Origin of the sequence: Microbacterium sp. WCS2018Hpa-23 (assembly GCF_031843845.1) — a bacterium.
In the GTDB taxonomy this organism is placed as follows: Bacteria; Actinomycetota; Actinomycetes; order Actinomycetales; family Microbacteriaceae; genus Microbacterium.
In genome coordinates this window covers 211,122-237,035 of record NZ_JAVTIZ010000004.1, presented here as the reverse complement: position 1 = coordinate 237,035, position 25,914 = coordinate 211,122, and the positions used below count along the sequence as shown (strand labels likewise).

Here is a 25,914-nt window from a genome sequence, read left to right as displayed (position 1 = left end):
GCCCGGCATACGCTGGAGGTATGCAACCCACGCGCAGTGTCCGTCCCTTCGAGGTCATCAGCGAGTACGAGCCTGCCGGCGACCAGCCGAAGGCCATCGCCGAACTCGCATCGCGCATCAATGCGGGCGAGACAGACATCGTGCTGCTCGGCGCGACGGGTACCGGCAAGTCGGCCACCACCGCGTGGCTTGTCGAGCAGGTGCAGCGCCCGACGCTCGTGCTCGCCCACAACAAGACGCTCGCCGCCCAGCTCGCCAACGAGTTCCGCGAGCTGATGCCGAACAACGCGGTCGAGTACTTCGTCTCCTATTACGACTACTACCAGCCCGAGGCGTATGTCCCGCAGACCGACACCTTCATCGAGAAGGACTCGTCGATCAACTCCGAGGTCGAGCGTCTCCGTCACTCGACCACGAACTCGCTGCTCAGCCGCCGCGACGTGATCGTCGTCTCCACCGTCTCCTGCATCTACGGCCTCGGTGCGCCTGAAGAGTACCTTCGCGCCATGGTCGCCCTCCAGGTGGGGGAGCGGTACGACAGGGATGCGCTCATCCGGCAGTTCATCGCGATGCAGTACAACCGCAATGACGTCGACTTCTCGCGGGGCAACTTCCGCGTGCGCGGCGACACGATCGAGATCATCCCGGTGTACGAGGAGCACGCGATCCGCATCGAGCTGTTCGGCGACGAGATCGAGGCGCTGTACTCCCTGCATCCGCTCACCGGCGAGGTCATCGAGAAGCTCGATGCGGTCCCGATCTTCCCCGCTTCGCACTATGTGGCGGGAACCGACGTGATCCAGCGCTCCATCGGCACCATCGAGCACGAGCTCGAAGAGCGCCTCAAGGAGTTCGAGCGTCAGGGCAAGCTGCTCGAGGCGCAGCGTCTGCGGATGCGCACCACGTTCGACCTCGAGATGCTGCAGCAGCTGGGCTTCTGCTCGGGGATCGAGAACTACTCCCGGCACATGGACGGACGTCAGCCCGGCGAGCCGCCGCATACGCTGCTCGACTTCTTCCCCGACGACTTCATGCTCGTGATCGACGAGTCGCACGTCACGGTGCCGCAGATCGGTGCGATGTACGAAGGGGATGCGTCGCGCAAGCGCACCCTCGTGGAACACGGATTCCGTCTGCCGAGCGCGATGGACAACCGACCGCTGCGCTGGGATGAGTTCAAGAACCGCATCGGTCAGACGGTGTACCTGTCGGCGACCCCCGGCAAATACGAGATGGGCATCGCCGACGGCGTGGTCGAGCAGATCATCCGTCCGACCGGCCTCGTCGATCCGCACATCATCGTGAAGCCGTCCAAGGGGCAGATCGATGATCTCCTCGAAGAGATCCGGGTTCGCGTGGGGCGTGACGAGCGCGTGCTCGTCACGACGCTCACCAAGAAGATGTCCGAAGAGCTCACCGACTTCCTCGGAGAGCACGGTGTGCGGGTGCGCTACCTCCACTCCGATGTCGACACGCTCCGTCGTGTCGAGCTGCTCAGCGAGCTGCGGGCCGGCGTCTACGACGTGCTCGTCGGCATCAACCTGCTCCGCGAAGGTCTCGACCTGCCCGAGGTGTCGCTGGTCGCGATCCTCGATGCCGACAAAGAGGGCTTCCTGCGCTCCGGCACGTCGCTGATCCAGACGATCGGCCGCGCGGCGCGAAACGTGTCGGGTGAAGTCCACATGTATGCCGACAAGATCACCGATTCGATGGCCAAGGCCATCGAGGAGACAGACCGTCGTCGCGAGAAGCAGGTGGCCTACAACCTCGAGCACGGCATCGACCCCCAGCCGCTGCGCAAGCGGATCGCCGACATCACCGAGGTGCTCGCTCGAGAGGGCGCGGACACCGCCGAGATGATGTCAGGGCGCGGGCGTGCGACCGGCAAGGGCAAGTCGCCGACACCGAATCTCCGTCGCACGGGAATTGCTGCCGAGGGCGCCCAGCAGCTCGAAGCCGTCATCCAGGACCTGTCCGACCAGATGCTCGCGGCCGCGGCCGAACTCAAGTTCGAGCTCGCCGGGAGACTGCGCGACGAGGTGCAGGACATGAAGAAGGAGCTACGTGCCATGGAGAGGGCCGGGCACGCCTGAGTCCCAGGTGGCGACGACGATGGATGCGTCAGGAGAAGAGCTCGCGGACCGCGTGCGCGCGCTGCTGACCCTCGACGGAGACGTCGAGGAGAAGCGGATGTTCGGCACCCGCGCCTTCCTCCTCGACGGGCACATCCTGGTCGGAGCCCGCAGCGGTGGTGTGCTCCTCGTTCGAGTGGATGAAGAGCACGGCGCAGCGCTGATCACCAGACCGGGCGTCGAGACGGCGGTCATGGGACCCCGGACGATGGGAACCGGATGGCTCGACGTGTCGCCAGGAGCGCTGGTCGGCGATGACGATCTTGCGTTCTGGCTCGACGTCGCGCGCGAAGACGCAGCCCGCGACGATTGACCGCTCGATTTTCAGGGGCAGTGGACGAGCGTCTTCGGGCCTGAGCGATCGATCTCGTGCTCACTCATCGGGGCCCCGCAGAGCGGGCAGGCCCGTTCTGCTCTCTCGGCAGCGCTCGGGGGAGGCGTCTTCTCGTAGGGGCCGACCGACGCGGGGCCGGCCAACCGGATCAGATTCGAGTTGATCCAGGAGTAGAGGCCACCTGCCTCGCGGATGCGCGAGCGAAGAGGAGGGCGATCACTGGAGCGTGCCATGTTGCTTAGTGTACTAACTATTAGTGCCGTTGTATAGTCGAGCCGTGACCGCTACGGATGATCTGCTCAAGCTGGACAACCAGCTCTGCTTCGCCCTGGTGACCGCCGCGCGCAACGTCGTCGCGATCTACCGACCGATCCTGGAACCGCTCGGGCTCACACATCCGCAGTACCTCGTGATGCTCGCGCTCTGGGAGCGTGCTCCGCGCCAGCTCAATGATCTCGCCGCAGATCTCGCGCTCGAGCCGGCCACCGCGTCGCCGCTGGTCAAGCGCCTCGAGGCCGACGGCCTGGTCGCCCGGCTGCGCAGCTCGGAAGACGAGCGCCGCCTCGACATCACCCTCACGGATGCCGGTCGGGCGCTCCGCGAGCGCGCGGTCGATGTTCCTCGTCAGGTCATGGCGGCGGTGGGCATGGATCTCGAGCAGATCGCGACCCTGCGCGACGGGTTGTCGGCTTTCGCGGGTCGCCGCCCGACCCCGGAGTGACCGCGTCATAGGGTGTGGGCATGCCGAGTGACCGCCCGACGACCGATGCGCGTCGGGGTGTTCGTCAGCTCGGACTCGTGAGCGCCGTCGCCGCACTCTTCCTCATCGTGATGATCGCCGCCGCGATCCAGGGGCCACCGACATTTCGTCCGTTGGAGCCGGTGCCGCCCGCGTCGGAGCCGCCGGTTCCCACGACTGCGCCCGGCGCGACGGGGCTTCCGGAAGATGTCGAGATCGACCCCACGAGTGCCGTGGTGGTGCAGGTGTTCGCAGTGATCCTGATGCTCCTCGTGGTCGCCGGAGTCATCGCGCTCCTCGTGATCATCGTTCGAGCGCTGCTGCGGGCTTGGCGCAACAGGCCCACGGAGCGGCGCGACGGGGCCGAGGTCGCTGCCGAGGTCGCCGAGGTGGCTGAGGTTCCCGAACCGGAGGTGGTGGTCGAAGCCATCCGTCGTGGCATCGCCGGGGCGCTGCAGGCCATCGACGACCGTGCGCTGCCCACAGACGCCGTCATCGCGGCGTGGATCGGTCTCGAGGAGAGCGCGGCGGATGCGGGGGTCGCACGCGCTCCGAGCGAGACGCCGGGGGAGTTCGCACTCAGAATCATCACGCGGCGCTCGGGCATCGAGCACGACGCCTCGGAGCTGCTGACCCTGTTCGAGCGGGTGCGCTTCGGCGCCCACCAGGCCACCGAATCCGAGAGGCACGCCGCACTCGCTGCGCTCCGCCGGATCGAAGAGGTGTGGCGATGAGGTGGGGGCGCACCGTCACCGCCGTGGTGGCTGCGGTGATCGCGGCACTGGTGCTCGCCGGTTTCGGTTTCAGGTGGCCCTTCGTGATCGGGTGGAGTCTTGTCGTGGTCGCGCTCGCGCTTCTCGCGCAGCTCGTGGTGCCACTCGAACCCGGCGTCGACGCCCCGCACATACCCGTGGAGCCCGATCGACGGCCGACGGAGATCTCCCGCATGGCCTGGGCGCTGAACACCCACACGGGGCTCGCCGGCACGCAGATCACGCGCCGCGTGCGGGAAGCCCTCCGGCAACGCCTCCAGCGACGCGGAGCAGACCCGTCAGACCCCGCGAAACGGTCGCTGGTCTCGGCGCTGATCGGCCCCGACCTCTGGGCTCGACTGGAAGGCCCCGGCACCACCATCGTCGACATCGAGCGAGCGCTCGACGCGATCGACGCTCTCAACCCGGAGCGCTCCGCAGAGACCACGACGGCACCGGACGCACCGCCCTCATCCACCGGCCGCGCGTCGCTGTTTTCGAGACACAGGAGATGACATGACAACATCCACCGAGATCGCCGAGGCCGGCGCTCGAATCCTCGCCGCCGTGCGCACCGTCGTCGTCGGGATGGACGACCCGCTCGAGATCGCGCTCGCCTCGATCCTGGCCGGTGGGCACGTGCTCTTCGAAGACGTTCCAGGGCTCGGCAAGACACTCGCAGCACGCAGCCTCGCCTCGGCGCTGGGGCTCTCGTTCCGCCGGCTCCAGTGCACCCCGGACATGCTCCCGGGCGATGTCACCGGGTCGTACGTGTACGCGCCCGACTCCGCTGACTTCGTCTTCCGACCGGGACCGATCTTCACCGGTCTCCTCCTGGCCGACGAGATCAACCGCACGACGCCGAAGACGCAGTCGGCGATGCTCGAGGCGATGGCCGAGCGGCAGGTCACGGTCGAGGGCAACAGCTTCCCCCTGCCCGCGCCCTTCCATGTGATCGCCACGTCGAACCCCATCGAGTACGAGGGCACCTACGCCCTCCCCGAGGCGCAGCTCGACAGGTTCATGGTCAGGCTCTCGGTGGGGTATCCGGATGTGTCCGGCGAGGCGCAGATCCTGCAGAACCGCGTCGGCCGGCGGCAGGAGGCCACGCACGTCCCCGCCGTGATCGATGCGGAACGTCTCGTCGAGCTCCAGGCCGTGGTCGAGGCCATCCATGTCGACGAGGACATCGCGCGCTACTGCGTCGAGATCGCACGCGCGACACGGACGGCGCCGAATGTCGAGGTCGGAGCCTCCCCGCGCGGCTCGCTCGGCCTGCTGCTGCTGGGTCGCGCCCTGGCCGCGCTGGACGGTCGTGATTTCGTGCGGCCGGACGACATCAAGCGGATCGCCGTGCCCGTGCTCGCCCACCGCCTGACGTTGACACCGCAGGCCTGGGCGCAGGGCGCATCGGCAGCCGACGTCGTGCGAGCGGTCGTGAGTCAGGTGCCCGTTCCTCCGACCGTGAAGGAGCGCATGTGACGAGACCATCGACGCGTGGTCGCTGGAGTCCGGCACTGGCCGTCGCGATCGCCGGCGCGATCGTCCTCGCCGTCATCGGACTGCTGTTCTCGCGTCCTGACGTCGTCGCCATGGGGCTTCCCGTGGCACTGTGGAGTGCTCTCGCCCTCGGGCGAGGAACTTCGGGTGTCGTGGCCGTGCCGAGCGTCGCTTCGCGCCCAGGCGCCGACGGCGAACTGCTCACCGAGATCTCGGTCGAGAGCGACGCCGAGATGGTCGAGCTGGTCGTGGTGCAGTCCGAGCGCAGGACCCGACGTGCGATCGTTCCCGGCGCCGGATCCGGAGCCAGCGTTCTCGCACGGAGCCGCGTCCTCCACTCGGGCCCTGCGCTCCCTGTGCAGGTCTCGACGCGCGGTCTCGCGCTCGACGGTGCCGTGCTCGCGGAGCCGTCCGAGATCGTCCGGAGCAGACGCCAGATCGCTCCGTCACCGCGAACGGTCGGGATGCTGCCGCTGCCGAGACGCCTGACCGGTCTGCACGGTTCGCATGAAGGACGACGCCCGGGGCAGGGCGGTGACTTCCGGGACATCCATGCGTTCGCGCCCGGAGATGAGCTGCGTCGCGTCGACTGGCGCGCGACAGCGCGGATGGCGCGGAGACCGGGCGATCTGCTGGTGCGACGCACCCACACGCTCAGCGACGCGTCCGTGGTGATCGCGATGGACACCTCGGAAGACCTCGGCGCGGTCGTGTCGTCGTGGGGGAGCGGGGACTTCGAGCGCAGCGGCGTGACGTCGCTCGACAACGCCCGCGAGGCCGCTCGGGGACTCGCCGGCGCCGCCATCGATGCCGGCGACCGCGTCGCCCTGCACGTCCTCGTGCATGGCGGGCGTTCGCTGCGCAGCGGTGGAGGCCCTCGTCATCTCGCACGTCTCGAGGCGGCGATCGCGGCGACGGGGCAGGCTCGCGACGATGCGGCCTTCCGCAGGACCCCTCATGTCCCGCACGGCTCGGTCGTCCTCGTGCTGTCCACGTTCTTCCAGGGGGCCGCCGCGCAGACCGCGCTGATGTGGCGGGCGAGCGGTCACCGCGTCGTCGCGATCGACGTGCTGCCGCTGCTCGATCACTCGCGCCTCACCCGCCCTCAGCTCATCGGCCTGCGGACGGTGCTGGCGGAGCGGGAGAACGTGTTCGCCGACCTGCACGGTGCGGGCGTCGACGTGGTGACATGGGCGGACGATCCGTCCTCCGCGCTGCGCGAGATCGCGAGGGCCAGGCGATGAGAGCGCCGAACGACACGTTGCAGACCGCGCCCGCCGTCTCCTGGATAGTGGTGCGGGTCGTGTTGATCGCCGTCGTCGCGGCCGGGGCGTTCGTGCTCAACCCCCTCGTCGGGTGGCAATGGGTGGCCGTGATCCTGGGGGTGACCGCCGCGGTGTTCCCGCAGACCTTCGCCGCGTGGGGCGGGGTCGCGTGCATCATGATCGGGATGCTGCTCTCGGAGCCCGACCTCGGTCGGGGGATGCTCGCAGTGCTCGTCGTGCACGTGATCCACGTCCTGACGTCGCTGACCCTCGTGATCCCTCGCGGCTCACGGGTCGTGCTCGCCGCGCTGCGCCCGACGGCCGTCCGCTTCGTCCTGGTGCAGGCGATCGCCCAGCCGCTGACGATCGCCGTCATGCTCGGCGTCGATGGAGCCGAGGGCACCGCGCCGTGGGCGGTCGTCGCCGGCGGCGGCGCGGTCGTCGCGCTCGCGGTGCTGCTGCTCGTGAAGGCGAATCGGCGCCAGGCAGATGGGCGGCGGCGAGTGTGAGGGCCTTCCTGTGAGCCCTCACGGAGCCAATGTCCGTGGCCCCTCGTAGACTTGATCAGTGCCTATCGTCCCGGTTGCAACCCCAGGAAAACTCAGTGTTCGCGGTGCCCGCGTCCACAATCTCAAGAACGTCGACATCGACATCCCACGCGACTCTCTCGTCGTGTTCACCGGCCTGTCCGGATCGGGAAAGTCCAGTCTCGCGTTCGACACGATCTTCGCCGAAGGGCAGCGTCGCTACGTCGAATCGCTGAGCGCCTACGCGCGGCAGTTCCTCGGCCAGGTCGATCGACCGGACGTCGACTTCATCGAGGGGCTGAGCCCTGCGGTGTCGATCGACCAGAAGTCGACCAACCGCAACCCGCGGTCGACGGTCGGCACGATCACCGAGATCTACGACTACATGCGCCTGCTCTGGGCCCGCATCGGCATCCCGCACTGCCCCGAGTGCGGAGAGCGCATCCAGCGCCAGACCGTTCAGCAGATCGCCGACCAGCTCATGGAGCTGCCTGAGCGCACCCGCTACCAGATCGTCGCGCCCATCGTCTCGCAGAAGAAGGGCGAGTTCGTCGACCTCTTCCGTGAGCTCGGGGCCAAGGGGTACTCGCGCGCGATCGTCGACGGCGACCTGATCCAGCTCGCCGAGCCGCCCACGCTCAAGAAGAGCTACAAGCATGACATCGCGGTCGTCGTCGACCGTCTCGTGGCGGCTGACGACATCCTCGGTCGAGTCACCGACTCGGTCGAGACCGCACTGGGACTGGCCGGTGGCGTGGTGCAGGTGAACTTCGTCGACGAAGAGGGCGACGACGCCTGGCAGTCGTTCTCCGAGAAGCTCGCATGCCCGAACGGGCACGCGCTCTCGCTGACCGAGATCGAGCCGCGCACCTTCTCGTTCAACGCGCCGTTCGGCGCCTGCCCGGCCTGCTCGGGACTCGGCACGCGCATGTCTGTCGACATCGACCTGATGCTCGGCGACGAAGAGCTCTCGATCCGCGAGGGTGCGATCGTCCCGTGGACCACGCAGGGCAAGGGTCTCTTCCAGTACTACGAACGACTGCTCGAGGGGCTGGCCGACGACCTCAAGTTCTCGCTCGACACTCCGTGGCAGGACCTCAGGGTCGACGTGCAGGACGCGATCCTCCGCGGCGACAACTACAAGGTCACCGTCAAGTTCAAGAACCGTTACGGGCGCGAGATGCGCTACGCCTCCGGCTTCGAGGGCGTCGTCCCCTACATCGAGCGGCAGTACGCGCAGGCCGAGTCCGACACGCAGCGTTCGCGCTGGGGCGAGTACCTCCGCGAGGTGCCGTGCCCGGTGTGCGACGGCAACAGGCTCAAGCCCGAGGTGCTCGCGGTGCAGGTGCACGGCCACTCGATCGCCGAGGTGTCGCACCTCAGCCTCGCCGATGCCCGTTCCTTCATGGAGACGCTGACGCTCACCGATCGTGAGGCCAAGATCGCGGCGCAGGTGCTGCGCGAGATCCGTCTGCGACTCGACTTCCTGTTGCAGGTCGGTCTGTCCTACCTCAACCTCAGCCGCTCGGCCGGTTCGCTCTCCGGCGGCGAGGCGCAGCGGATCCGACTGGCCACACAGATCGGATCCGGGCTCACCGGCGTGCTCTACGTGCTCGACGAGCCCTCGATCGGCCTCCACCAGCGCGACAACCGGCGCCTGATCGACACTCTGCTCAAGCTCCGCGATCTGGGCAACACGCTCATCGTCGTCGAGCACGACGAAGAGACCATCGAATCGGCTGACTGGGTCGTCGACATCGGGCCGGGCGCGGGGGTGAACGGTGGCGAGGTCGTGCATTCCGGCTCGTACTCGGCACTCCTGAACGAGCCGAATTCGATGACGGGACAGTACCTCTCCGGGCGTCGCGAGATCCCGACGCCCACGAAGCGTCGCAAGCTCGACAAGAAGCGCATGCTGAGCGTCGTCGGCGCCCGCGAGAACAACCTCAAGAACGTGAGCGTCAACTTCCCGCTCGGCGTCCTGACGGCCGTGACGGGAGTGTCCGGATCGGGGAAGTCCTCGCTGGTCAACGACATCCTCTACCAGGTGCTCGCGTCACGACTCAACGGTGCACGTACCGTTCCCGGAAAGCACACCAGGGTCTCGGGGCTCGACAACCTCGACAAGGTCGTTCACGTCGACCAGGCGCCCATCGGACGCACCCCGCGCTCCAACCCGGCGACCTACACCGGTGTGTTCGACCGCATCCGCTCGCTGTTCAGCGAGACGCCCGAGGCCAAGGTCCGCGGCTACCAGCCGGGGCGCTTCAGCTTCAACGTCAAGGGCGGACGCTGCGAGGCGTGCTCGGGCGACGGCACGATCAAGATCGAGATGAACTTCCTCCCCGACGTGTACGTCGACTGCGAGGTCTGCCATGGCAAGCGCTACAACCGCGACACGCTCTCGGTGCACTACAAGGGCAAGAACATCGCCGAGGTGCTCGAGATGCCGATCGCGGAGGCCGCGGAGTTCTTCGAGCCGATCCAGGCCATCCACCGGTACATGAAGACCCTCGTCGACGTGGGCCTGGGGTACGTGCGTCTCGGTCAGTCCGCGACGACTCTCTCCGGCGGTGAGGCGCAGCGCGTCAAACTCGCCACCGAGCTCCAGCGCCGCAGCAACGGCCGCAGCATCTACGTGCTCGACGAGCCGACGACCGGTCTGCACTTCGAAGATGTGCGCAAGCTCCTCGAGGTGCTCAACGGCCTCGTCGACAAGGGCAACACGGTGATCGTCATCGAGCACAACCTCGATGTGATCAAGTCCGCGGACTGGGTCATCGATCTCGGACCGGAGGGCGGTTCCGGTGGCGGTGAGATTCTGGCGACCGGCACTCCCGAGCAGATCGCCCGGGTCGAGGACAGCCACACAGGTCAGTTCCTCGCCGAGATCCTGGGTGAGGGGCGCGCCGCGAAGAAGGCCAGCTGATGGCCGACGTGCTGCCGTACAAGCCGAGGGCCGGTGAGATTCCGACCAACCCCGGCGTGTACCGGTTCCGCGACGCCGACGGTCGCGTGCTCTACGTCGGCAAGGCCAAGAACCTGCGTCAGCGCCTGTCGAACTACTTCGCGCCCCTGCGCACCCTGCACGAGCGCACCCGGCGGATGGTGACCACGGCGTCGTCCGTCGAGTGGACGGTCGTGTCGACCGACGTCGACTCGCTGCAGCTGGAGTACATGTGGATCAAGGAGTTCGATCCGCCCTTCAACGTGCGGTACAAGGACGACAAGTCGTACCCGTTCATGGCGGTCACTCTCGGAGATGAGGCCCCTCGGGTGATCGTCACCCGAAACCGCAAGATCCCCGGTGCGCGGTACTTCGGCCCCTATCCCAAGGTCTGGGCAGTGCACGAGACGATCGATCTGATGGTCAAGGCCTTCCCCATCCGCACCTGCAGCGACTCGAGCTACAAGCGGGCCATGCAGACGGGGCGGCCGTGCTTCCCCGGGCAGATCGGCAAGTGCGGTGGGCCGTGCTCGATGACCGTCACGATCGACGAGCACCGCGCGATGGTCGACGACTTCGTCGCGTTCATGGCCGGCGGTGACGAGCGGTTCACGCGCGAGCTGACCACCAGGATGCTCGCGGCGTCCGCGGCGATGGACTACGAAGCCGCGGCCAAGTACCGCGACAAGCTCTCGGCGATCGAGGCCGTGCTCGGCAAGAGCGCGCTGGTGCTGGCGACCGACGAGGACGCGGATCTGTTCGGCATCGCGGAAGACGAGCTCGCCGCCGCCGTGCAGCACTTCGTGATCCGCGGTGGACGCGTGCGCGGTGTCCGCGCGATGACGATCGAGAAGGAGATCGATATCTCCGGCGCCGAGCTCGTCGACCAGGTGCTGCAGCGCGCCTACGGAGATGCGCAGGACGTGCCTCGGCGAATCCTCGTGCCGTCGCTGCCCGACGACGCGGCCGAACTCGAGGTGTGGCTCCGCGAGCGACGGGGCAAGAAGGTCGAGATCGCGGTCGCCCAGCGCGGTCAGCGCGCCGACCTGATGCGCACGGCGACGCTCAACGCCCAGCAGGCGCTGATCCGCCACAAGACCCGACGCACGAGCGATTACGTGGCGCGCACCCAGGCTCTGACCGACCTGCAGGACGCGCTGGGCCTGACCGAAGCGCCCCTGCGCATCGAATGCTTCGACATCTCGCACCTCGGCGGCACCAACGTGGTCGCCTCGATGGTCGTCTTCGAAGACGGTCTTCCGCGCAAAGACCAGTACCGATCGTTCAACATCCCCGAGACGACCGACGACACCGACTCGATGTACCAGGTGCTCCGTCGGCGCCTGGCATACCTCGATCGCCCGGAGGAGGCCGACGAGCCCGCGGCGGTCGTGGCGGTCGCCGGTGAGACGCACGACGGCCTCGAGGAGGTCGTCGTCGAGGTCAAGCGCAAGCCGCGGTTCGCGTATCCGCCACAGCTGCTGCTCGTCGACGGCGGTCAGCCGCAGGTCGAGGCGGCAGCGCGGGCCCTCCGTGACGCCGGGCACACGGAGATCGCGGTGTGCGGCATCGCGAAGCGACTCGAGGAGATCTGGCTTCCGGGCGAGGACTTCCCGGTCATCCTGCCGCGCACCAGCGAGTCGCTCTACCTGCTCCAGCGGCTGCGCGATGAGGCCCACCGCTTCGCGATCACGCATCAGCGCAAACGTCGCAGGAACGACATCTCGTCGGTGCTCTCCGAGGTCCCAGGTCTCGGCGCATCCCGCATCAAGGTCCTCCTCAAGCACTTCGGATCCGTCACCGCACTCCGCGCGGCGGCACCGGGAGAGATCGAGGAAGTGCAGGGGATCGGCCCCGTGCTCGCTCAGAACATCCATACGCATCTCTCCACTCGCTAGGCTGGTGCGTGCGGGGGAGAAGGAGTAACCATGACTGACGGGGAAAAGGGCGAGTTCCTCATCGTCACGGGCATGTCGGGCGCTGGACGCACGACGGTAGCGAACGCGCTCGAGGATCTCGGCTGGTATGTCGTCGACAACCTGCCGCCGCAGATCCTCCGCCCGCTGCTCGACCTCACCGACATGGGTGGCAACGCGCTGCCGAAGGTCGCCGCAGTGGTCGATGTCCGAGGACGCAATCTCTTCGACGACTTCCCCGGAGTCGCTCGGGCCCTGCGATCACGTGGTTCCGTCCGGGTCCTTTTCCTCGATGCCTCCGACGACGTGCTCGTCCGACGGTTCGAGTCGGTGCGCAGGCCCCACCCCCTCCAAGGAGACGGCACCCTTCTCGACGGTATCCGCATCGAGCGGAACAAACTCGCTCCCATCAGGGAGTCCGCCGATCTGGTCATCGACACCTCGGCGCTCAACATCCATCAGCTCGCCACCCAGGTCTCCGATCTGTTCTCGGAAGAGGGAGCTGCTCGTCATCGCGTGACACTGATGAGTTTCGGCTTCAAGTACGGGCTGCCCACGGACGTCGATCTGGTCGCCGACATGCGCTTCCTCCCCAATCCGTTCTGGAACGAGGATTTGCGCGGACTCACAGGCAAAGACGAGCCCGTCAGGGACTATGTGCTGTCCCGCGAGGGCGCCTCCGAGTTCCTCGACGCCTACACGGCAGCTCTCACCCCGGTGCTCGAGGGATATCAGCGCGAGAACAAGAGCCACTCGACGATCGCGATCGGCTGCACCGGCGGCAAGCACCGCTCGGTCGCCATGGTGGAGGAGCTGGCTCGTCGGCTCGCCGCCGTCCCCGGCGTAGCCGTGAACGTGCGTCATCGGGACCTCGGCAGGGAATAGCAGGAGCCTCCGTCAGAGTAGGCTGGAGGTTTGCGTCGCGATCCGGCGCGTGAGCGTAGAGGAGTGTCGTGGCACTAACCACCGACGTCAAGGCTGAGCTGGTCAGCATCCGTAATGCACCCCCGACGGTGCGTGTCGCGGAGGTCACCTCGATCCTCCGGTTCGCCGGCGGATTGCACTCCATCGCCGGGCGGGTCGCCGTCGAGGCGGAGGTGGATGCCGAGATCCTCGCGCAGCGCGTCGCCCGCGACCTCGCCGAGATCTACGGTGTTCGGCCCGAGATCGCCCAGGTGCAGTCCAGCACGGCCAACGATGGCGCCCGCTGGGCGGTCAGGGTCATCGCGTCGGGCGAGACGCTCGCCCGCCAGACCGGGCTGCTCGACCAGCGTCGTCGCCCCGTCCGCGGCCTGCCCAACCGACTGACCACCGGGTCTCGCGCCGAGATCGCCGGCCTCTGGCGTGGTGCGTTCCTCGCGGCAGGAACGCTCAGCGAACCGGGCCGGTCGGCCATGCTCGAGGTCGCGTGCCCGTCGTCAGAAGCGGCCATGGCGCTCGTGGGTGCCGCGCACCGTCTCGGTGTGGCTGCCAAGGCCCGTGAGGTGCGCGGCATGCCGCGCGTCGTGGTCCGCGAGGGGGAGGCGATCCGCACGATCCTCAGCGAGATGGGCGCGCAGAAGACCGCCGTCACGTGGGAGGAGATGCGCCAGCGCCGCGAGGTGCGCGCTGGTGTCAACCGTCTCGTGAACTTCGACGACGCGAACCTGCGTCGCTCCGCGCAGGCTGCCGTCGCCGCCTGCGCCCGGGTCGAGCGAGCGCTCGAGATCCTCGCCGACGAGGTGCCCGACCATCTCAAGGTCGCCGGGGAGCTCCGTCTCGCGCACCGCGACGCGAGCCTCGACGAACTGGGTCACCACGCCGACCCGCCCATGACCAAGGATGCCGTCGCGGGACGCATCCGTCGTCTTCTGGCCATGGCCGACAAGCGTGCGCAGCAGGAGGGCATCCCGGGCACCGAGGCCGCGGTGCCCGCCGGACTCGACGTCTGAGCCCGTCCATCGACATCAGCGAGGCGATCCCTGTCAAGGGGTCGCCTCGCTTCGTCATATGAGGGAAGGATCAGGGTCGTCGACACGTTGTCGTCACTAGGATGAGTTAAGTCCGCTCTACGCCGCACCTCGGCGGCGCAGAGGATCGGCAAGCGCCGCGGCGCGGCGCGGATTGGATGAAAGCGACATGGCGATTTACACGCTCCCCGACCTTCCCTACGACTTCGCAGCCCTCGAGCCGCACATCAGCGGCAAGATCATGGAGCTGCACCATGACAAGCACCACGCGACCTACGTCGCCGGCGCGAACACCGCCCTCGAGCAGCTCGCCGAGGCCCGTGACAGCGGCAACCTCGCCAACGTGAACAAGCTCGAGAAGGACCTCGCGTTCAACCTCGGCGGTCACGTCAACCACTCGATCTTCTGGACGAACCTGTCGCCGACCGGCGGCGGACAGCCCGAGGGCGAGCTCAAGGCCGCCATCGACGAGTTCTTCGGCTCGTTCGAGAAGTTCCAGGCGCACTTCACCGCCAACGCCCTCGGCATCCAGGGCTCCGGCTGGTCGGTGCTCAGCTGGGACTCGATCGGCCAGCGCCTGATCATCCAGCAGCTGTTCGACCAGCAGTCGAACACGGCAGCGGGCACCGTGCCGCTGTTCCAGCTCGACATGTGGGAGCACGCCTTCTACCTCGACTACCTCAACGTGAAGGCCGACTACGTCAAGGCCGCGTGGAACATCGCCAACTGGGAGAACGTCGCCCAGCGCTTCGAGGCAGCCCGCGAGAAGACGAACGGCCTGCTGGTACTGTCGTAATCGGGTCGCGTCCCGACGGGCCAAGTCTCGTCGGGACGCCATCTCAGCCAAAAACCCCCGCGCACCGCGCACGCACGATTGCTGCGCACAGCGCATGAGAAACAGGGAGACCTGAGTGTCTGTCAAGATCGGTATCAACGGCTTCGGCCGTATCGGACGCAACTACTTCCGCGCGGCTCTCGCGCAGGGAGCGGACATCGAGATCGTCGCTGTCAACGACCTCACCGACAACAAGACCCTTGCCCACCTTCTGAAGTACGACTCGGTGGGCGGCGTCCTCGATGCCGACATCAGCTACGACGACGAGAGCATCACGGTCAACGGCAAGGCCATCAAGGCGTTCGCAGAGCGCGACCCCGCCGGTCTCCCGTGGGGCGAGCTGGGCGTCGACATCGTCATCGAGTCGACCGGCTTCTTCACCAAGGCCGAGCTCGCCAAGAAGCACATCGAGGCAGGCGCCAAGAAGGTCCTCATCTCGGCACCGGGCACCGGCGTCGACGGCACGTTCGTCATGGGCGTGAACGAGGACACGTACAACCCGGAGACCGATCACATCATCTCCAACGCCTCGTGCACGACCAACTGCCTCGCACCGCTGGCACAGGTCTTCAACGACGCGTTCGGCATCGACCGCGGCTTCATGATGACGGCTCACGCCTACACCGCAGACCAGAACCTGCAGGACGGCCCGCACAGCGACCTGCGTCGTGCCCGCGCCGCCGCCATCAACATCACCCCGGCATCGACCGGTGCTGCCAAGGCGATCGGCGAGGTCCTCCCCGAGCTCCAGGGCAAGCTGAGCGGCTCGTCGTACCGCGTGCCGGTTCCCACCGGCTCGATCGTCGACCTCACGCTGATCACCGACCGTGAGAACCTCACGGTCGAAGAGGTCAACGAGGCGTACAAGAAGGCTGCGGCCGACGGTCGCCTCGCCGGCTTCCTGCAGTACAACGAAGACCAGATCGTCTCGAGCGACATCGTGCACAACCCGCACTCGTCGATCTTCGACGCCACACTGACCAACGTCAGCGGCAACCTGGTCAAGGTCTCCAGCTGGTACGACAACGAGTGGGGCTACTCCAACCGCCTCGTCGACCTGACCGAGTACGTGGCAGAGCGTCTCTGAGACATCTCCCATGACTCTGCGCACCCTGGATTCACTGGGTTCGCTCGAGGGCAAGCGCGTCATCGTCCGTTGTGATCTCAACGTCCCCCTGCGGGATGGCATCATCACGGACGATGGCCGTGTCCGCGCCTCGTTGCCGACCCTCAACGCACTGATCAACGCGGGCGCCCGCGTCGTCGTGTGCTCGCACCTCGGACGACCCGACGGTGCGCCCGACCCGCAGTACAGCCTCGCGCCGGTCGCCCAGCGACTTTCCGAGCTGCTCGGCAAGCCGGTGGCGTTCGCTCGCGACACCGTCGGCGAGTCGGCGCAGGAGGCAGTCGCCTCGCTCGAGGACGGCGGCATCGTCGTCATCGAGAACCTGCGGTTCAACCCGGGGGAGACCTCGAAGGACGACGCCGAGCGCGGCGCCTTCGCGGCTCAGCTCGCAGAGCTCGGCGACGTCCTCGTCTCCGACGGCTTCGGTGTCGTGCATCGCAAGCAGGCGAGCGTCTACGACCTCGCCGAGCTGCTGCCGTCCGCGGCCGGTCTGCTCATCGCAGCGGAGCTCGACGTGCTCGACCGCCTCACCGAGAACCCCGAGCGCCCGTACGCGGTCGTCCTCGGCGGGTCGAAGGTGAGCGACAAGCTCGGCGTCATCTCGCACCTGCTGCCGCGCGTGGATCGCATCCTCGTCGGCGGTGGGATGCTGTTCACCTTCCTGAAGGCACAGGGCCACGCCGTGGCTTCCAGCCTCCTCGAAGAGGACCAGCTCGAGACTGTCCGCGGCTACATCGCCGAGGCCGAGAAGCGCGGCGTGGAGCTGGTGCTCCCGACCGACGTGGTGGTCGCATCCTCGTTCTCGGCCGACGCCGACCACGAGGTCACGGCGGCGGACGCCATCGAGAGCACCGCTTTCGGTGCGTCGGGCATCGGCCTGGACATCGGTCCGGACACGGCCGCTCGGTTCGCCGAGGTCATCCGCGGATCCAAGACCGTGTTCTGGAACGGCCCGATGGGCGTGTTCGAGTTCCCGGCCTTCGCGGGCGGCACCAAGGCGGTCGCGCAGGCGCTCACCGAGGTCGACGGTCTCAGTGTCGTCGGCGGTGGCGACTCGGCTGCGGCCGTGCGTCAGCTCGGCTTCACCGACGACCAGTTCGGTCACATCTCGACCGGCGGCGGCGCCAGCCTCGAGTTCCTCGAGGGAAAGAAACTACCCGGCCTGGAGGTGCTCGGATGGGTGTGAACACCCGTACCCCGCTGATCGCGGGAAACTGGAAGATGAATCTCGACCACCTGCAGGCGGTCGCGTTCGTGCAGAAGCTGCACTGGACGCTCAAGGACGCCAAGCACGAGGACGGCTCGGTCGAGGTCGCGGTGTTCCCGCCCTTCACCGACATCCGTAGCGTGCAGACGCTGATCGACGCGGACAAGATCCCGTTCGCGCTCGGCGCGCAGGACATCTCGGCACACGATTCCGGTGCATACACCGGTGAGGTGTCGGGAGCGTTCCTCGCGAAGCTCGACGCGAAGTACGTCATCATCGGCCACTCGGAGCGCCGCGAGTACCACGCGGAATCCGACGAGGTCGTCGCGGCGAAGACGAAGGCCGCGCTCAAGCACGGCCTCTCGCCGGTGATCTGCGTGGGCGAGACCGCGGAGGACCTCGAGAAGTTCGGTGCGAGCGCGGTTCCTGCAGGACAGCTCGAGGCTGCTCTGCAGGGGCTCTCCAAGGATGCCGACATCGTCGTGGCGTACGAGCCGGTCTGGGCCATCGGCTCCGGCCAGGCAGCGACGCCGCAGCAGGCGCAGGATGTCTGTGCTGCGCTGCGCACGGTGATCGCCAAGGTCCTCGGTGACGACGCTGCGGCGCGCACTCGGATCCTGTACGGCGGATCGGTCAAGTCGGCGAACATCGCGAGCTACATGCGTGAGCCCGATGTCGACGGCGCACTCGTCGGAGGCGCGAGCCTCGTGGTCGACGAATTCGCCGCGATCATCCGGTTCGAGAAGCACGTCGGCGTGTGAGTGTGGCGGGGCTCCGGCCCCGCCGCACCGTATACTTGACCGTTACCGGGGCAATCCTGCCCCAGCGAAAGGCTCTTCCTCGTGGAAATTCTCGAGTTCGTCCTGCAGGTGGTGCTGGGCATAACCAGCGTCCTGCTGACTCTCCTCATCCTCCTCCACAAGGGTCGCGGTGGCGGCCTGTCCGACATGTTCGGTGGCGGAATGACGTCGGCTGTGGGCTCGTCGGGTCTCGCTGAGCGCAATCTCAATCGCTTCACCGTGATCCTCGCTCTGGCGTGGTTCGTGTCGATCGTCGCGCTCGGTCTCATCACGAAGTTCGAGGTGATCTGATGGCTACCGGCGGCAATGCGATCCGAGGGACCCGTGTCGGTTCCGGCCCCATGGGCGAGCAGGACCACGGCTACCACGCCGACCGCATCGCGGTGTCCTACTGGGACGGTCTCGGCAACGAGACGGTCCGCTACTTCGCGGCGGGTCTTCCTGAAGAGGAGATCCCCGAGACCATCGACCACCCGCAGTCGGGGCTGCCTGCCGGGCGTGACAAGGCCAACCCGCCTGCGCTCGCGAAGGCGGAGCCCTACAAGACTCACCTCGCGTACGTGAAGGAGCGTCGTACCGACGAAGAAGCCGTCCAGCTTCTCGAAGACGCGCTCACCCAGCTGCGTGAGCGTCGGGGCCAGTGACCTCGATCTGATCTCAGAGAAGAAGCCGTCGCGATCTGATCGCGACGGCTTCTTCCGTGTCCGGCGTCCGTCTCAGCGGCATCCGGCTGCGGCGTCGATATAGGACTGCGGCGGGTAGCCGTACGCCCAGACGCCGTTCGCGTCGTCCGTGAACCCCATGCTGATGGCCCACGCGGTGGCCCACTTCTCGATGCTGTCCTGCGTCGACGAGTCGTACATGTCCTCGCACTTGACGCTGATGGCGTGACCGACCTCGTGCGCGACGAGTGCCTTGCTGCGATCGGCCGGCCACTGCTCGGCCACCGAGTTCGAGAGCTCGATCACCGCGCGATCGGGTTCATCCCACCACCAGGTCGTCCGGCCGCCCATGCTCCCGTTCTCACCGGCGCTGTTGACGATCGGGTTCCAGTCGAACTCGAGCAGCACACCTGGTGCGAGTGAACGCGCATACGCCTCGATCTCGAGCCGCACGCCCTGCAGGGGACCGGCCTTCTCGCTCAGCTCCGCGTTCTCGGAGGCGACGACCTGTGCCGCGGCATCCTGGAGAGCCACGAACGTGGTGACGGCGGAGTCGTCGAGAGCGGAGGCTCCGGCGGCAGTGGAGGCGGCATCACGCAGCGCGATGACGTCGTCGTTCTTGGCGGAGACGTGCGCGGCCTCGAACGAAGCGGCGGCGGTCGCAGCGGAGCCGAGGAACGCGAGACCGGCATCCGTCACCAGCGTCTCGGCCTCAGCGAGCGCGGGGGACTCCTCGGAGAGCTCGGTGTCGAGATCCTCAAGATCCTGGATGTCGAGTCGGAGCCCCTCGGATGCGCCGAACAGCTCCCAGAAGATGGTGGGCTTCGCTCCTGCATCCGGCAGCGCGGTGTCGAGGACCTGATCGGCCGACGCCGAGGTGTCTGCGGCCTCGGTGATCGACGCCGCCAGCGCCTCCTTCGCGGTCGGATCTGCGAGCACGCCAGAATCGCTGTCGAGCAGGAGGGTCGCGGTGTCGGAGGTCGAGACGAGCTGGTCGGAGGCGAGCGTGACCTCTTCGATCGTGTCCTGAGCGGTGTCCCTGGCGCCGTCGAACTCCGTGCGCGTGTCGTCGTACCCGAGGTTCGCGCTGATCTGCAGTGCTCCCATCACCGCGACGGCGACGAGTGTCCCGACGACGCCGACGAGGAGTCCCGTCCTCCTCTTGCGCGGCTGCCGAGCCTGCGGGGACCCGCTCACGATGTGTGCGGGCAGGGCATGGCCTCCGGGGGAGTGCTCGGCGAAGCCGGTGGGAGCAGACATTCGGTGGGGACCTCCGGTCGGGACCTGCGTCTCTCGACTCTGCCAGAAGAACGCCCGCTGAACGGGAAAACGTCGAAGGCCCCCCCGTCTGCGGGGGCCTTCGGAGTGAGGGGCTGACGAGAATCGAACTCGCATCATCTGTTTGGAAGACAGAGGCTTTACCACTAAGCTACAGCCCCGTTGTCGGCCTGATCCGGGAGGACTGTGCCGACTCATCGATCATAGCGGACTGACGGAGGTGCTCGTGTCCGTTAGACTCGGTGGGGCTGAATCTGCATGCGGATTCCCCGGGGCGTAGCTCAGTTTGGTAGAGCGCCCGCTTTGGGAGCGGGAGGTCGCAGGTTCAACTCCTGTCGCCCCGACATGGCTTCAACGGCCTGACAGCCGCGATTCAGCGCGGAAATCACAAGGAGAGCACACCAGAATGGCGAACAGCACCGTCGAGAAGCTGACCCCGACCCGGGTCAAGCTCAGCATCACGGTCACCCCCGACGACCTCAAGCCCAGCATCGCGCACGCCTACGAGCACATCGCTCAGGACGTTCAGATCCCCGGCTTCCGCAAGGGCAAGGTCCCCGCTCCGATCATCGACCAGCGCATCGGTCGCGGAGCGGTCATCGAGCACGCGGTCAACGAGGGCCTCGACAAGTTCTTCCGCGACGCGACCGTCGAGCACAAGCTCCGTGTCGTCGGCCGCCCCGCAGCCGACATCACGCAGTGGCCGAACGAGAAGGACTTCTCGGGCGACCTGCTCGTCGACATCGAGGTGGACGTCCGCCCCGAGATCGAGATCCCCGCGTATGACGGCATCACCCTGACGGTCGACGCCGTCGAGGCCGACGAGGCTGCGCTCGACGCAGAGCTCGAGAACCTGCGCGCCCGCTTCGGCACGCTCGTTCCCGTCGACCGCCCCGCAGCGAAGGGCGACTTCGTCGAGCTCGACCTCGTCGCCACCATCGACGGCGCCGAGATCGACCGCGCCGAGGGCGTCTCCTACGAGGTCGGCTCCGGCGAGCTGCTCGAGGGCATCGACGACGCGATCGAGTCGCTCACCGCCGGCGAGGACACCACGTTCCGCTCCGCACTCGTGGGCGGCGACCACGCCGGCTCCGAGGCTGAGGTCTCCGTCACCGTCAAGGCCGTCAAGGAGCGCGAGCTCCCCGAGGCCGACGATGACTTCGCGCAGATCGCCAGCGAGTTCGACACGATCGCCGAGCTCCGCGCGAGCCTCGCCGAGCGCGTCTCGCAGCAGGGCGTCTTCACGCAGGGTTCTGCCGCACGCGACAAGCTCGTCGAGACGCTGCTCGAGCAGATCGACATCCCCGTTCCGCCGAAGCTCATCGAGGACGAGGTGCACAACCACCTCGAGGGCGAGAACCGCCTCGAGGACGACGTGCACCGCGCCGAGGTGACCGAGGCCAGCGAGAAGCAGTTCCGCACGCAGGTGCTGCTCGACACGATCGCCGAGCAGGCCGACGTGCAGGTCTCGCAGGAGGAGCTCTCGCAGTACCTCATCCAGTCCGCATCGCAGTACGGCATGGCTCCCCAGGAGTTCGTCGAGGCGCTGCAGTCGTCGAACCAGCTCCCCGCGCTCGTCGGCGAGGTCGCCCGCAACAAGGCCCTCGCGATCGCGCTCGGCAAGGTCAAGGTCGTCGACACGAACGGCAAGGCTGTTGATCTGTCGGACTTCGTCGTGACCGACGACGACGCCGAGGCTGAGACCGAGGGTGCGGCTGACGAGAAGCCTGCCAAGAAGGCCCCGGCCAAGAAGGCTCCCGCGAAGAAGGCCGACGACGCCGAGGCCGCTGAGAAGCCGGCCGCGAAGAAGCCTGCTGCGAAGAAGGCCCCTGCGAAGAAGGCCGACGACGCCGAGGCCGCTGAGAAGCCGGCCGCGAAGAAGCCCGCTGCCAAGAAGGCTCCGGCCAAGAAGGCAGCCGACAAGGCTGAGTGATCGAACACGATCTCTGGGGAAGGGGCGGATGCTGCGGCATCCGCCCCTTTCTCGTGAACGGACGAGATGAGGAGCGAGGACATGACGAAGACCTGGGATGAGCGCATCGACGAGGTGTGGGCTGATGCGGCGGGTGAAGAGGTCGGCGACGACACCATCGCCCGTATCGACGCACTGGCCGCTGAGCGCGGTATCGACGATGCACGTGCGGAGTTCGAGCGAGCCGGTGCCAGGGACTCCGCCGGCCGCCCGGCGGAAGCGGTCCAGCTGTACCGCCGCGCACTCGCTCTGGGCCTCGACGACGAGCACCGCCCGCAGTGCGTGATCCAGATGGCCAGTTCGCTGCGCAACCTCGGCGAATACGACGAGGCGCTCTCGGTGATCCGCGCGGAGGAGGCGCTGTCGTTGGACGGTCCCTATCGCGATGCCGTGGCCACCGTGCACGCGCTGATCCTGGCGAGCTCGGGACGACCGGCGCACGGTCTCTCGGTCGCGCTGCTGGCTCTCGTCCCTCACCTGCCTCGGTATCACCGCTCGATGACCGCGTACGCGCATGAGATCGCGGAACTCGACGCCTGATATGCCGACGGCGAACACGGCCTGAGCGCTGCGTTGTCGCCGGTAGATTCGAATCACTGAAACACGGAATCAGGAGCTGACATGGCTGCAGAACCCCTCCTCGCTACGAGCGTCTTCGACCGACTGTTGAAAGACCGCATCATCTGGCTGGGATCGGAGGTGCGCGACGACAATGCGAACGAGATCTGCGCGAAGATCCTCCTTCTCGCCGCAGAGGACTCCGAGAAGGACATCTACCTCTACATCAACTCGCCCGGCGGATCGATCACCGCGGGCATGGCGATCTACGACACGATGCAGTTCGTCCCGAACGACATCGTCACCGTCGGAATCGGCATGGCTGCTTCGATGGGTCAGCTGCTGCTGACCGCCGGCACCAAGGGCAAGCGTTACATCACGCCCAACGCCCGCGTGCTGCTTCACCAGCCGCACGGCGGCTTCGGTGGCACGTCGAGCGACATCCAGACGCAGGCGCAGCTCATCACCTCGATGAAGAACCGCCTCGCCGAGATCACCGCGGCACAGACCGGCAAGTCCGTCGAGCAGATCAATGCCGACGGCGACCGTGACCGCTGGTTCACCGCCGACGAGGCGCTCGAGTACGGCTTCGTCGACCACATCCGCGACTCGGCCACCGACGTCGTCGGTGGCGGCGGAACCGACCAGGACATCAAGTAACGGAAAGCGAAAGGACTCTCATGTACTCACCCACCTTCCGCTCTGCCGGCGACCTGCCCTCCAGCCGCTACGTGCTTCCTCAGTTCGAGGAGCGCACGGCTTACGGCTTCAAGCGCCAGGACCCCTACAACAAGCTGTTCGAAGATCGTGTGATCTTCCTCGGCGTCCAGGTCGACGACGCGTCGGCAGACGACGTCATGGCCCAGCTCCTCGTTCTCGAGAGCCAGGACTCCGAGCGCGACATCACGATGTACATCAACTCGCCCGGTGGTTCGTTCACCGCGATGACGGCGATCTACGACACGATGCAGTACGTCGCGCCGCAGATCCAGACCGTGGTGCTCGGTCAGGCGGCATCCGCCGCCTCCGTCCTGCTCGCAGGCGGACACCCCGGCAAGCGTCTCGCTCTGCCCAACGCCCGAGTGCTCATGCACCAGCCGGCGATGGGTGAGGCCGGACACGGGCAGGCGTCCGACATCGAGATCCAGGCGGCGGAGATCCTCCGCATGCGCACCTGGCTCGAGGAGACCATGGCCCGCCACACCGGCAAGCCGGTCGAGCAGGTCAACCGCGACATCGACCGCGACAAGATCCTGTCCGCCGCCGAGGCGCTGGACTACGGCATCGTCGATCAGGTGCTCACCTCGCGCAAGCGCGCGTAGTCATCGCTGGTCTGAAAGGACGTCGGCCTCCGGGTCGGCGTCCTTTCGTCGTATCCGGCGGATGCGCGGGTGGTCTCAGTCGCCCTGCTCATATGAGCATCCGGATGCGCGAACGGTGATCCGCGCGTAGACTGAACTGCGAAGGAGGATGCCATGGAAGACGAACTCACGATGGTCCGCGTCGCCGAGCTCTACTACGACGAAGACAAGACGCAGGACGAGATCGGCGCCCTCCTCAAGCTCTCCCGCTGGAAGGTGGGCCGTCTGCTCACGCAGGCGCGCGAGCGCGGCATCGTCCGAATCGAGATCGTGCATCCGCGCGCTCGGCGCCTCGGGCTCGAGCGCCAGCTCGTCGAGCGCCACGGATTGCGGGCGGCAGTCGTCGTCCCCTCTCCCGACGGCGACGACGGAACGCTCGAGCGCGTCGCGCAGGCCGCCGCCGACTTCCTCACCGCCATGCGTCCGGTTCCGCGCACCCTCGGCGTCAGCTGGGGGCGCACGCTCCGAGCGGTCGCCGAAGCGCTGCCCGACGGGTGGGCCACCGGCGTCACAGTCGTGCAGCTCAACGGGGGAGTGAGTCTCAACCGTCGCTCGGGCGGAGCCGCAGGCCTCGCCGTCACGATCGCCCAGCGCGCTTCGGGTCAGGTGTCCCTGCTGCCGAGTCCGGCGATCCTCGAACGCGTCGAGACCAAGCAGGCGATCGAGGCCGACCGCACGGTCGCTGCAGTCCTCGAAGAGGCCGCCGAGGCGCAGGCGTTCCTGTTCACGGCCGGCCCCTGCGACGCCACCTCGGCCCACGTCGAGAACGGCTACCTCTCGGCGTCCGACGTCGAGGAGCTCGCCCGTCGCGGCGCTGTCGGCGACGTGCTCGGCCGTTACATCGACGCCGACGGCAACATCGTCGACCCGCAGCTCGACGCCCGGACGGTCGGAGTCGACCTCGGTCGGCTGCGCGCCGCGAAGCGCTCGATCTTCGTCACCGCGGGTGACGCCAAGCATGACATCGCGCGTACAGTCGTGACCAGCGGCCTGTGCAGCGTCCTGGTGACAGATGAGACCACAGCACGAGCATTGTTGGAGGAACAATGACGACCCAAGAACTCAGCCGCAGAGCGGCGGTGGACGTTCTCGGCGGTGAGCCGGATGACGCCACGCTCCGCCGCTTCCTGCATGGACTTCCCGGCGTCGACGCCGTCGGCCTCGAGCAGCGCGCTGCCGGTCTCGGCACGCGATCGATCAAGACCACGTCGAAGGCCTGGGCGCTCGACACCATCATCAAGCTGATCGACCTCACGACCCTCGAAGGCTCGGACACGCCGGGCAAGGTGCGGTCGCTGGTCGCGAAGGCCAAGAACCCGGATGCCGCAGATCCGTCGACCCCGAAGGTCGCCGCCGTGTGCGTGTACGGCGACATGGTGGGCGATGCCGTCGAGGCACTCGGCGCTCTGCACGGAGACCCGGATGACGGTCTGATCTCGGTCGCCGCGGTTGCCACTGCCTTCCCGAGCGGGCGCTCATCGTTGGCGATCAAGCTGGCTGATACGGCCGAGGCCGTCGCGGCCGGTGCCGACGAGATCGACATGGTCATCGACCGTGGGGCGTTCCTCTCCGGTCGCTACGGACTCGTGTACGACCAGATCGCCCAGGTGAAGGAGGCGTGCCGTCGTGCGGACGGCTCGTACGCCTCGCTCAAGGTCATCCTCGAGACCGGTGAGCTGAACACCTACGACAACATCAAGCGCGCGTCGTGGCTCGGCATCCTCGCCGGCGGCGACTTCATCAAGACGTCCACCGGCAAGGTGCAGCCCGCGGCCACCCTGCCGACGACGCTGCTGATGCTCGAGACGGTGCGCGACTGGCACAGCGGCACGGGGGAGCGCATCGGCGTGAAGCCCGCCGGCGGCATCCGCGCCTCCAAGGACGCGGTCAAGTACCTCGTCACCGTGGCCGAGACCGTGGGTGAGGAGTGGCTCCAGCCGCACCTGTTCCGCTTCGGCGCCTCGAGCCTGCTGAATGACGTGCTGCTGCAGCGTCAGAAGCTCACCACCGGCCACTACTCCGGCCCCGACTACGTCACGATCGACTAGGAGCCC

At 67.3% G+C, this 25,914-nt stretch carries 26 protein-coding genes and 2 tRNA genes; 25 read left to right on the top strand and 3 right to left on the bottom strand.

The genetic code is table 11. The features are described 5' to 3' along the window. Positions 1 to 20 precede the first annotated feature (20 nt). Both uvrB and RQG77_RS08650 read left to right on the top strand, forming a co-directional pair. A complete protein-coding gene (gene uvrB / locus RQG77_RS08655) occupies positions 21 to 2,093 on the top strand; it encodes an excinuclease ABC subunit UvrB (protein WP_311244358.1) in 2,073 nt (690 codons plus the stop codon). A 19-nt stretch (positions 2,094 to 2,112) separates the two neighbouring features. Further along, on the top strand, positions 2,113 to 2,445 hold the full coding sequence (locus RQG77_RS08650) for a TfoX/Sxy family protein (RefSeq protein WP_311244357.1): 333 nt from the start codon (positions 2,113 to 2,115) through the stop codon (positions 2,443 to 2,445). An 11-nt stretch (positions 2,446 to 2,456) separates the two neighbouring features. On the opposite strand, the gene RQG77_RS08645 is transcribed toward RQG77_RS08650, so the two are convergent. Continuing rightward, positions 2,457 to 2,699, bottom strand: a complete 243-nt coding sequence (locus RQG77_RS08645; protein ID WP_311244356.1) for a hypothetical protein — start codon at positions 2,697 to 2,699, stop codon at positions 2,457 to 2,459. Between the two features lie 44 nt (positions 2,700 to 2,743). Between RQG77_RS08645 and RQG77_RS08640 the strand changes: the two genes are divergently transcribed. The 16 genes from RQG77_RS08640 to RQG77_RS08565 all read left to right on the top strand — a co-directional run bounded on the left by RQG77_RS08640 (position 2,744) and on the right by RQG77_RS08565 (position 18,673). Beyond that, complete coding sequence (locus RQG77_RS08640) at positions 2,744 to 3,187, top strand: MarR family transcriptional regulator (protein ID WP_311244355.1); 444 nt, start codon at positions 2,744 to 2,746, stop codon at positions 3,185 to 3,187. A 20-nt stretch (positions 3,188 to 3,207) separates the two neighbouring features. Continuing rightward, positions 3,208 to 3,939 carry a DUF4129 domain-containing protein gene (locus RQG77_RS08635; protein ID WP_311244354.1) on the top strand — a complete coding sequence of 244 codons (732 nt, stop codon included), beginning with the start codon at positions 3,208 to 3,210 and terminating at the stop codon, positions 3,937 to 3,939. Then, the gene (locus tag RQG77_RS08630; RefSeq protein WP_311244353.1) at positions 3,936 to 4,472 is read left to right on the top strand and encodes a hypothetical protein; all 537 of its coding nucleotides are present in this window, start codon (positions 3,936 to 3,938) and stop codon (positions 4,470 to 4,472) included. Before RQG77_RS08635 ends, RQG77_RS08630 begins: the two co-directional genes overlap by 4 nt. Before the next feature lies 1 nt (position 4,473). Then, the gene (locus RQG77_RS08625) at positions 4,474 to 5,439 is read left to right on the top strand and encodes a MoxR family ATPase (RefSeq protein ID WP_311244352.1); all 966 of its coding nucleotides are present in this window, start codon (positions 4,474 to 4,476) and stop codon (positions 5,437 to 5,439) included. After that, a complete protein-coding gene (locus RQG77_RS08620) occupies positions 5,436 to 6,701 on the top strand; it encodes a DUF58 domain-containing protein (protein ID WP_311244351.1) in 1,266 nt (421 codons plus the stop codon). The genes RQG77_RS08625 and RQG77_RS08620 overlap by 4 nt, the downstream gene beginning before the upstream one ends. Continuing rightward, positions 6,698 to 7,231: a hypothetical protein gene (locus tag RQG77_RS08615; RefSeq protein WP_311244350.1), complete on the top strand. Its 534-nt coding sequence runs from the start codon at positions 6,698 to 6,700 to the stop codon at positions 7,229 to 7,231. Before RQG77_RS08620 ends, RQG77_RS08615 begins: the two co-directional genes overlap by 4 nt. Before the next feature lie 58 nt (positions 7,232 to 7,289). Continuing rightward, positions 7,290 to 10,178, top strand: a complete 2,889-nt coding sequence (gene uvrA / locus RQG77_RS08610; RefSeq protein WP_311244349.1) for an excinuclease ABC subunit UvrA — start codon at positions 7,290 to 7,292, stop codon at positions 10,176 to 10,178. Next, positions 10,178 to 12,094 (top strand): excinuclease ABC subunit UvrC, encoded by a 1,917-nt coding sequence (gene uvrC / locus RQG77_RS08605; protein ID WP_311244348.1) that lies wholly within the window; start codon positions 10,178 to 10,180, stop codon positions 12,092 to 12,094. The genes uvrA and uvrC overlap by 1 nt, the downstream gene beginning before the upstream one ends. Positions 12,095 to 12,124: 30 nt before the next feature. After that, the gene (rapZ, locus tag RQG77_RS08600; protein WP_311244347.1) at positions 12,125 to 12,997 is read left to right on the top strand and encodes an RNase adapter RapZ; all 873 of its coding nucleotides are present in this window, start codon (positions 12,125 to 12,127) and stop codon (positions 12,995 to 12,997) included. A 68-nt stretch (positions 12,998 to 13,065) separates the two neighbouring features. After that, positions 13,066 to 14,043 (top strand): DNA-binding protein WhiA, encoded by a 978-nt coding sequence (whiA, locus tag RQG77_RS08595; RefSeq protein WP_311244346.1) that lies wholly within the window; start codon positions 13,066 to 13,068, stop codon positions 14,041 to 14,043. A gap of 187 nt (positions 14,044 to 14,230) precedes the next feature. Beyond that, a complete protein-coding gene (locus tag RQG77_RS08590) occupies positions 14,231 to 14,857 on the top strand; it encodes a superoxide dismutase (protein WP_056307086.1) in 627 nt (208 codons plus the stop codon). 115 nt (positions 14,858 to 14,972) lie between these two features. Next, positions 14,973 to 15,983: a type I glyceraldehyde-3-phosphate dehydrogenase gene (gene gap / locus RQG77_RS08585; RefSeq protein ID WP_053096657.1), complete on the top strand. Its 1,011-nt coding sequence runs from the start codon at positions 14,973 to 14,975 to the stop codon at positions 15,981 to 15,983. 10 nt (positions 15,984 to 15,993) lie between these two features. Beyond that, a complete protein-coding gene (locus RQG77_RS08580) occupies positions 15,994 to 17,208 on the top strand; it encodes a phosphoglycerate kinase (RefSeq protein ID WP_311244345.1) in 1,215 nt (404 codons plus the stop codon). After that, positions 17,199 to 17,990: a triose-phosphate isomerase gene (gene tpiA, locus RQG77_RS08575; RefSeq protein WP_311244344.1), complete on the top strand. Its 792-nt coding sequence runs from the start codon at positions 17,199 to 17,201 to the stop codon at positions 17,988 to 17,990. The genes RQG77_RS08580 and tpiA overlap by 10 nt, the downstream gene beginning before the upstream one ends. An 81-nt stretch (positions 17,991 to 18,071) precedes the next feature. After that, on the top strand, positions 18,072 to 18,320 hold the full coding sequence (gene secG, locus RQG77_RS08570; RefSeq protein ID WP_053096652.1) for a preprotein translocase subunit SecG: 249 nt from the start codon (positions 18,072 to 18,074) through the stop codon (positions 18,318 to 18,320). Next, positions 18,320 to 18,673 (top strand): RNA polymerase-binding protein RbpA, encoded by a 354-nt coding sequence (locus RQG77_RS08565; RefSeq protein ID WP_056307093.1) that lies wholly within the window; start codon positions 18,320 to 18,322, stop codon positions 18,671 to 18,673. The genes secG and RQG77_RS08565 overlap by 1 nt, the downstream gene beginning before the upstream one ends. Before the next feature lie 72 nt (positions 18,674 to 18,745). Here the strand turns inward: RQG77_RS08565 and RQG77_RS08560 are convergent, their stop codons facing one another. Then, a complete protein-coding gene (locus RQG77_RS08560) occupies positions 18,746 to 19,951 on the bottom strand; it encodes a hypothetical protein (RefSeq protein ID WP_311244343.1) in 1,206 nt (401 codons plus the stop codon). Positions 19,952 to 20,059: 108 nt separating this feature from the next. Next, positions 20,060 to 20,130, bottom strand: a tRNA-Gly gene (locus RQG77_RS08555). 109 nt (positions 20,131 to 20,239) lie between these two features. Here RQG77_RS08555 and RQG77_RS08550 point away from each other — a divergent pair. The 7 genes from RQG77_RS08550 (at position 20,240) to deoC (ending at position 25,908) form a co-directional block, all read left to right on the top strand. Then, a tRNA-Pro gene (locus tag RQG77_RS08550) sits at positions 20,240 to 20,313 on the top strand. A gap of 62 nt (positions 20,314 to 20,375) precedes the next feature. Further along, positions 20,376 to 21,902, top strand: a complete 1,527-nt coding sequence (gene tig / locus RQG77_RS08545) for a trigger factor (protein ID WP_311244342.1) — start codon at positions 20,376 to 20,378, stop codon at positions 21,900 to 21,902. An 81-nt stretch (positions 21,903 to 21,983) separates the two neighbouring features. Next, complete coding sequence (locus RQG77_RS08540) at positions 21,984 to 22,481, top strand: tetratricopeptide repeat protein (RefSeq protein ID WP_311244341.1); 498 nt, start codon at positions 21,984 to 21,986, stop codon at positions 22,479 to 22,481. Between the two features lie 81 nt (positions 22,482 to 22,562). Then, positions 22,563 to 23,159: an ATP-dependent Clp protease proteolytic subunit gene (locus RQG77_RS08535; protein ID WP_056516636.1), complete on the top strand. Its 597-nt coding sequence runs from the start codon at positions 22,563 to 22,565 to the stop codon at positions 23,157 to 23,159. A 20-nt stretch (positions 23,160 to 23,179) separates the two neighbouring features. After that, positions 23,180 to 23,821: an ATP-dependent Clp protease proteolytic subunit gene (locus tag RQG77_RS08530; RefSeq protein ID WP_045253790.1), complete on the top strand. Its 642-nt coding sequence runs from the start codon at positions 23,180 to 23,182 to the stop codon at positions 23,819 to 23,821. A gap of 153 nt (positions 23,822 to 23,974) precedes the next feature. After that, positions 23,975 to 24,910, top strand: coding sequence for a sugar-binding domain-containing protein (locus RQG77_RS08525; protein ID WP_311244340.1), 936 nt, complete (start codon positions 23,975 to 23,977; stop codon positions 24,908 to 24,910). Next, on the top strand, positions 24,907 to 25,908 hold the full coding sequence (gene deoC / locus RQG77_RS08520) for a deoxyribose-phosphate aldolase (protein WP_311244339.1): 1,002 nt from the start codon (positions 24,907 to 24,909) through the stop codon (positions 25,906 to 25,908). The genes RQG77_RS08525 and deoC overlap by 4 nt, the downstream gene beginning before the upstream one ends. Positions 25,909 to 25,914: the final 6 nt, after the last annotated feature.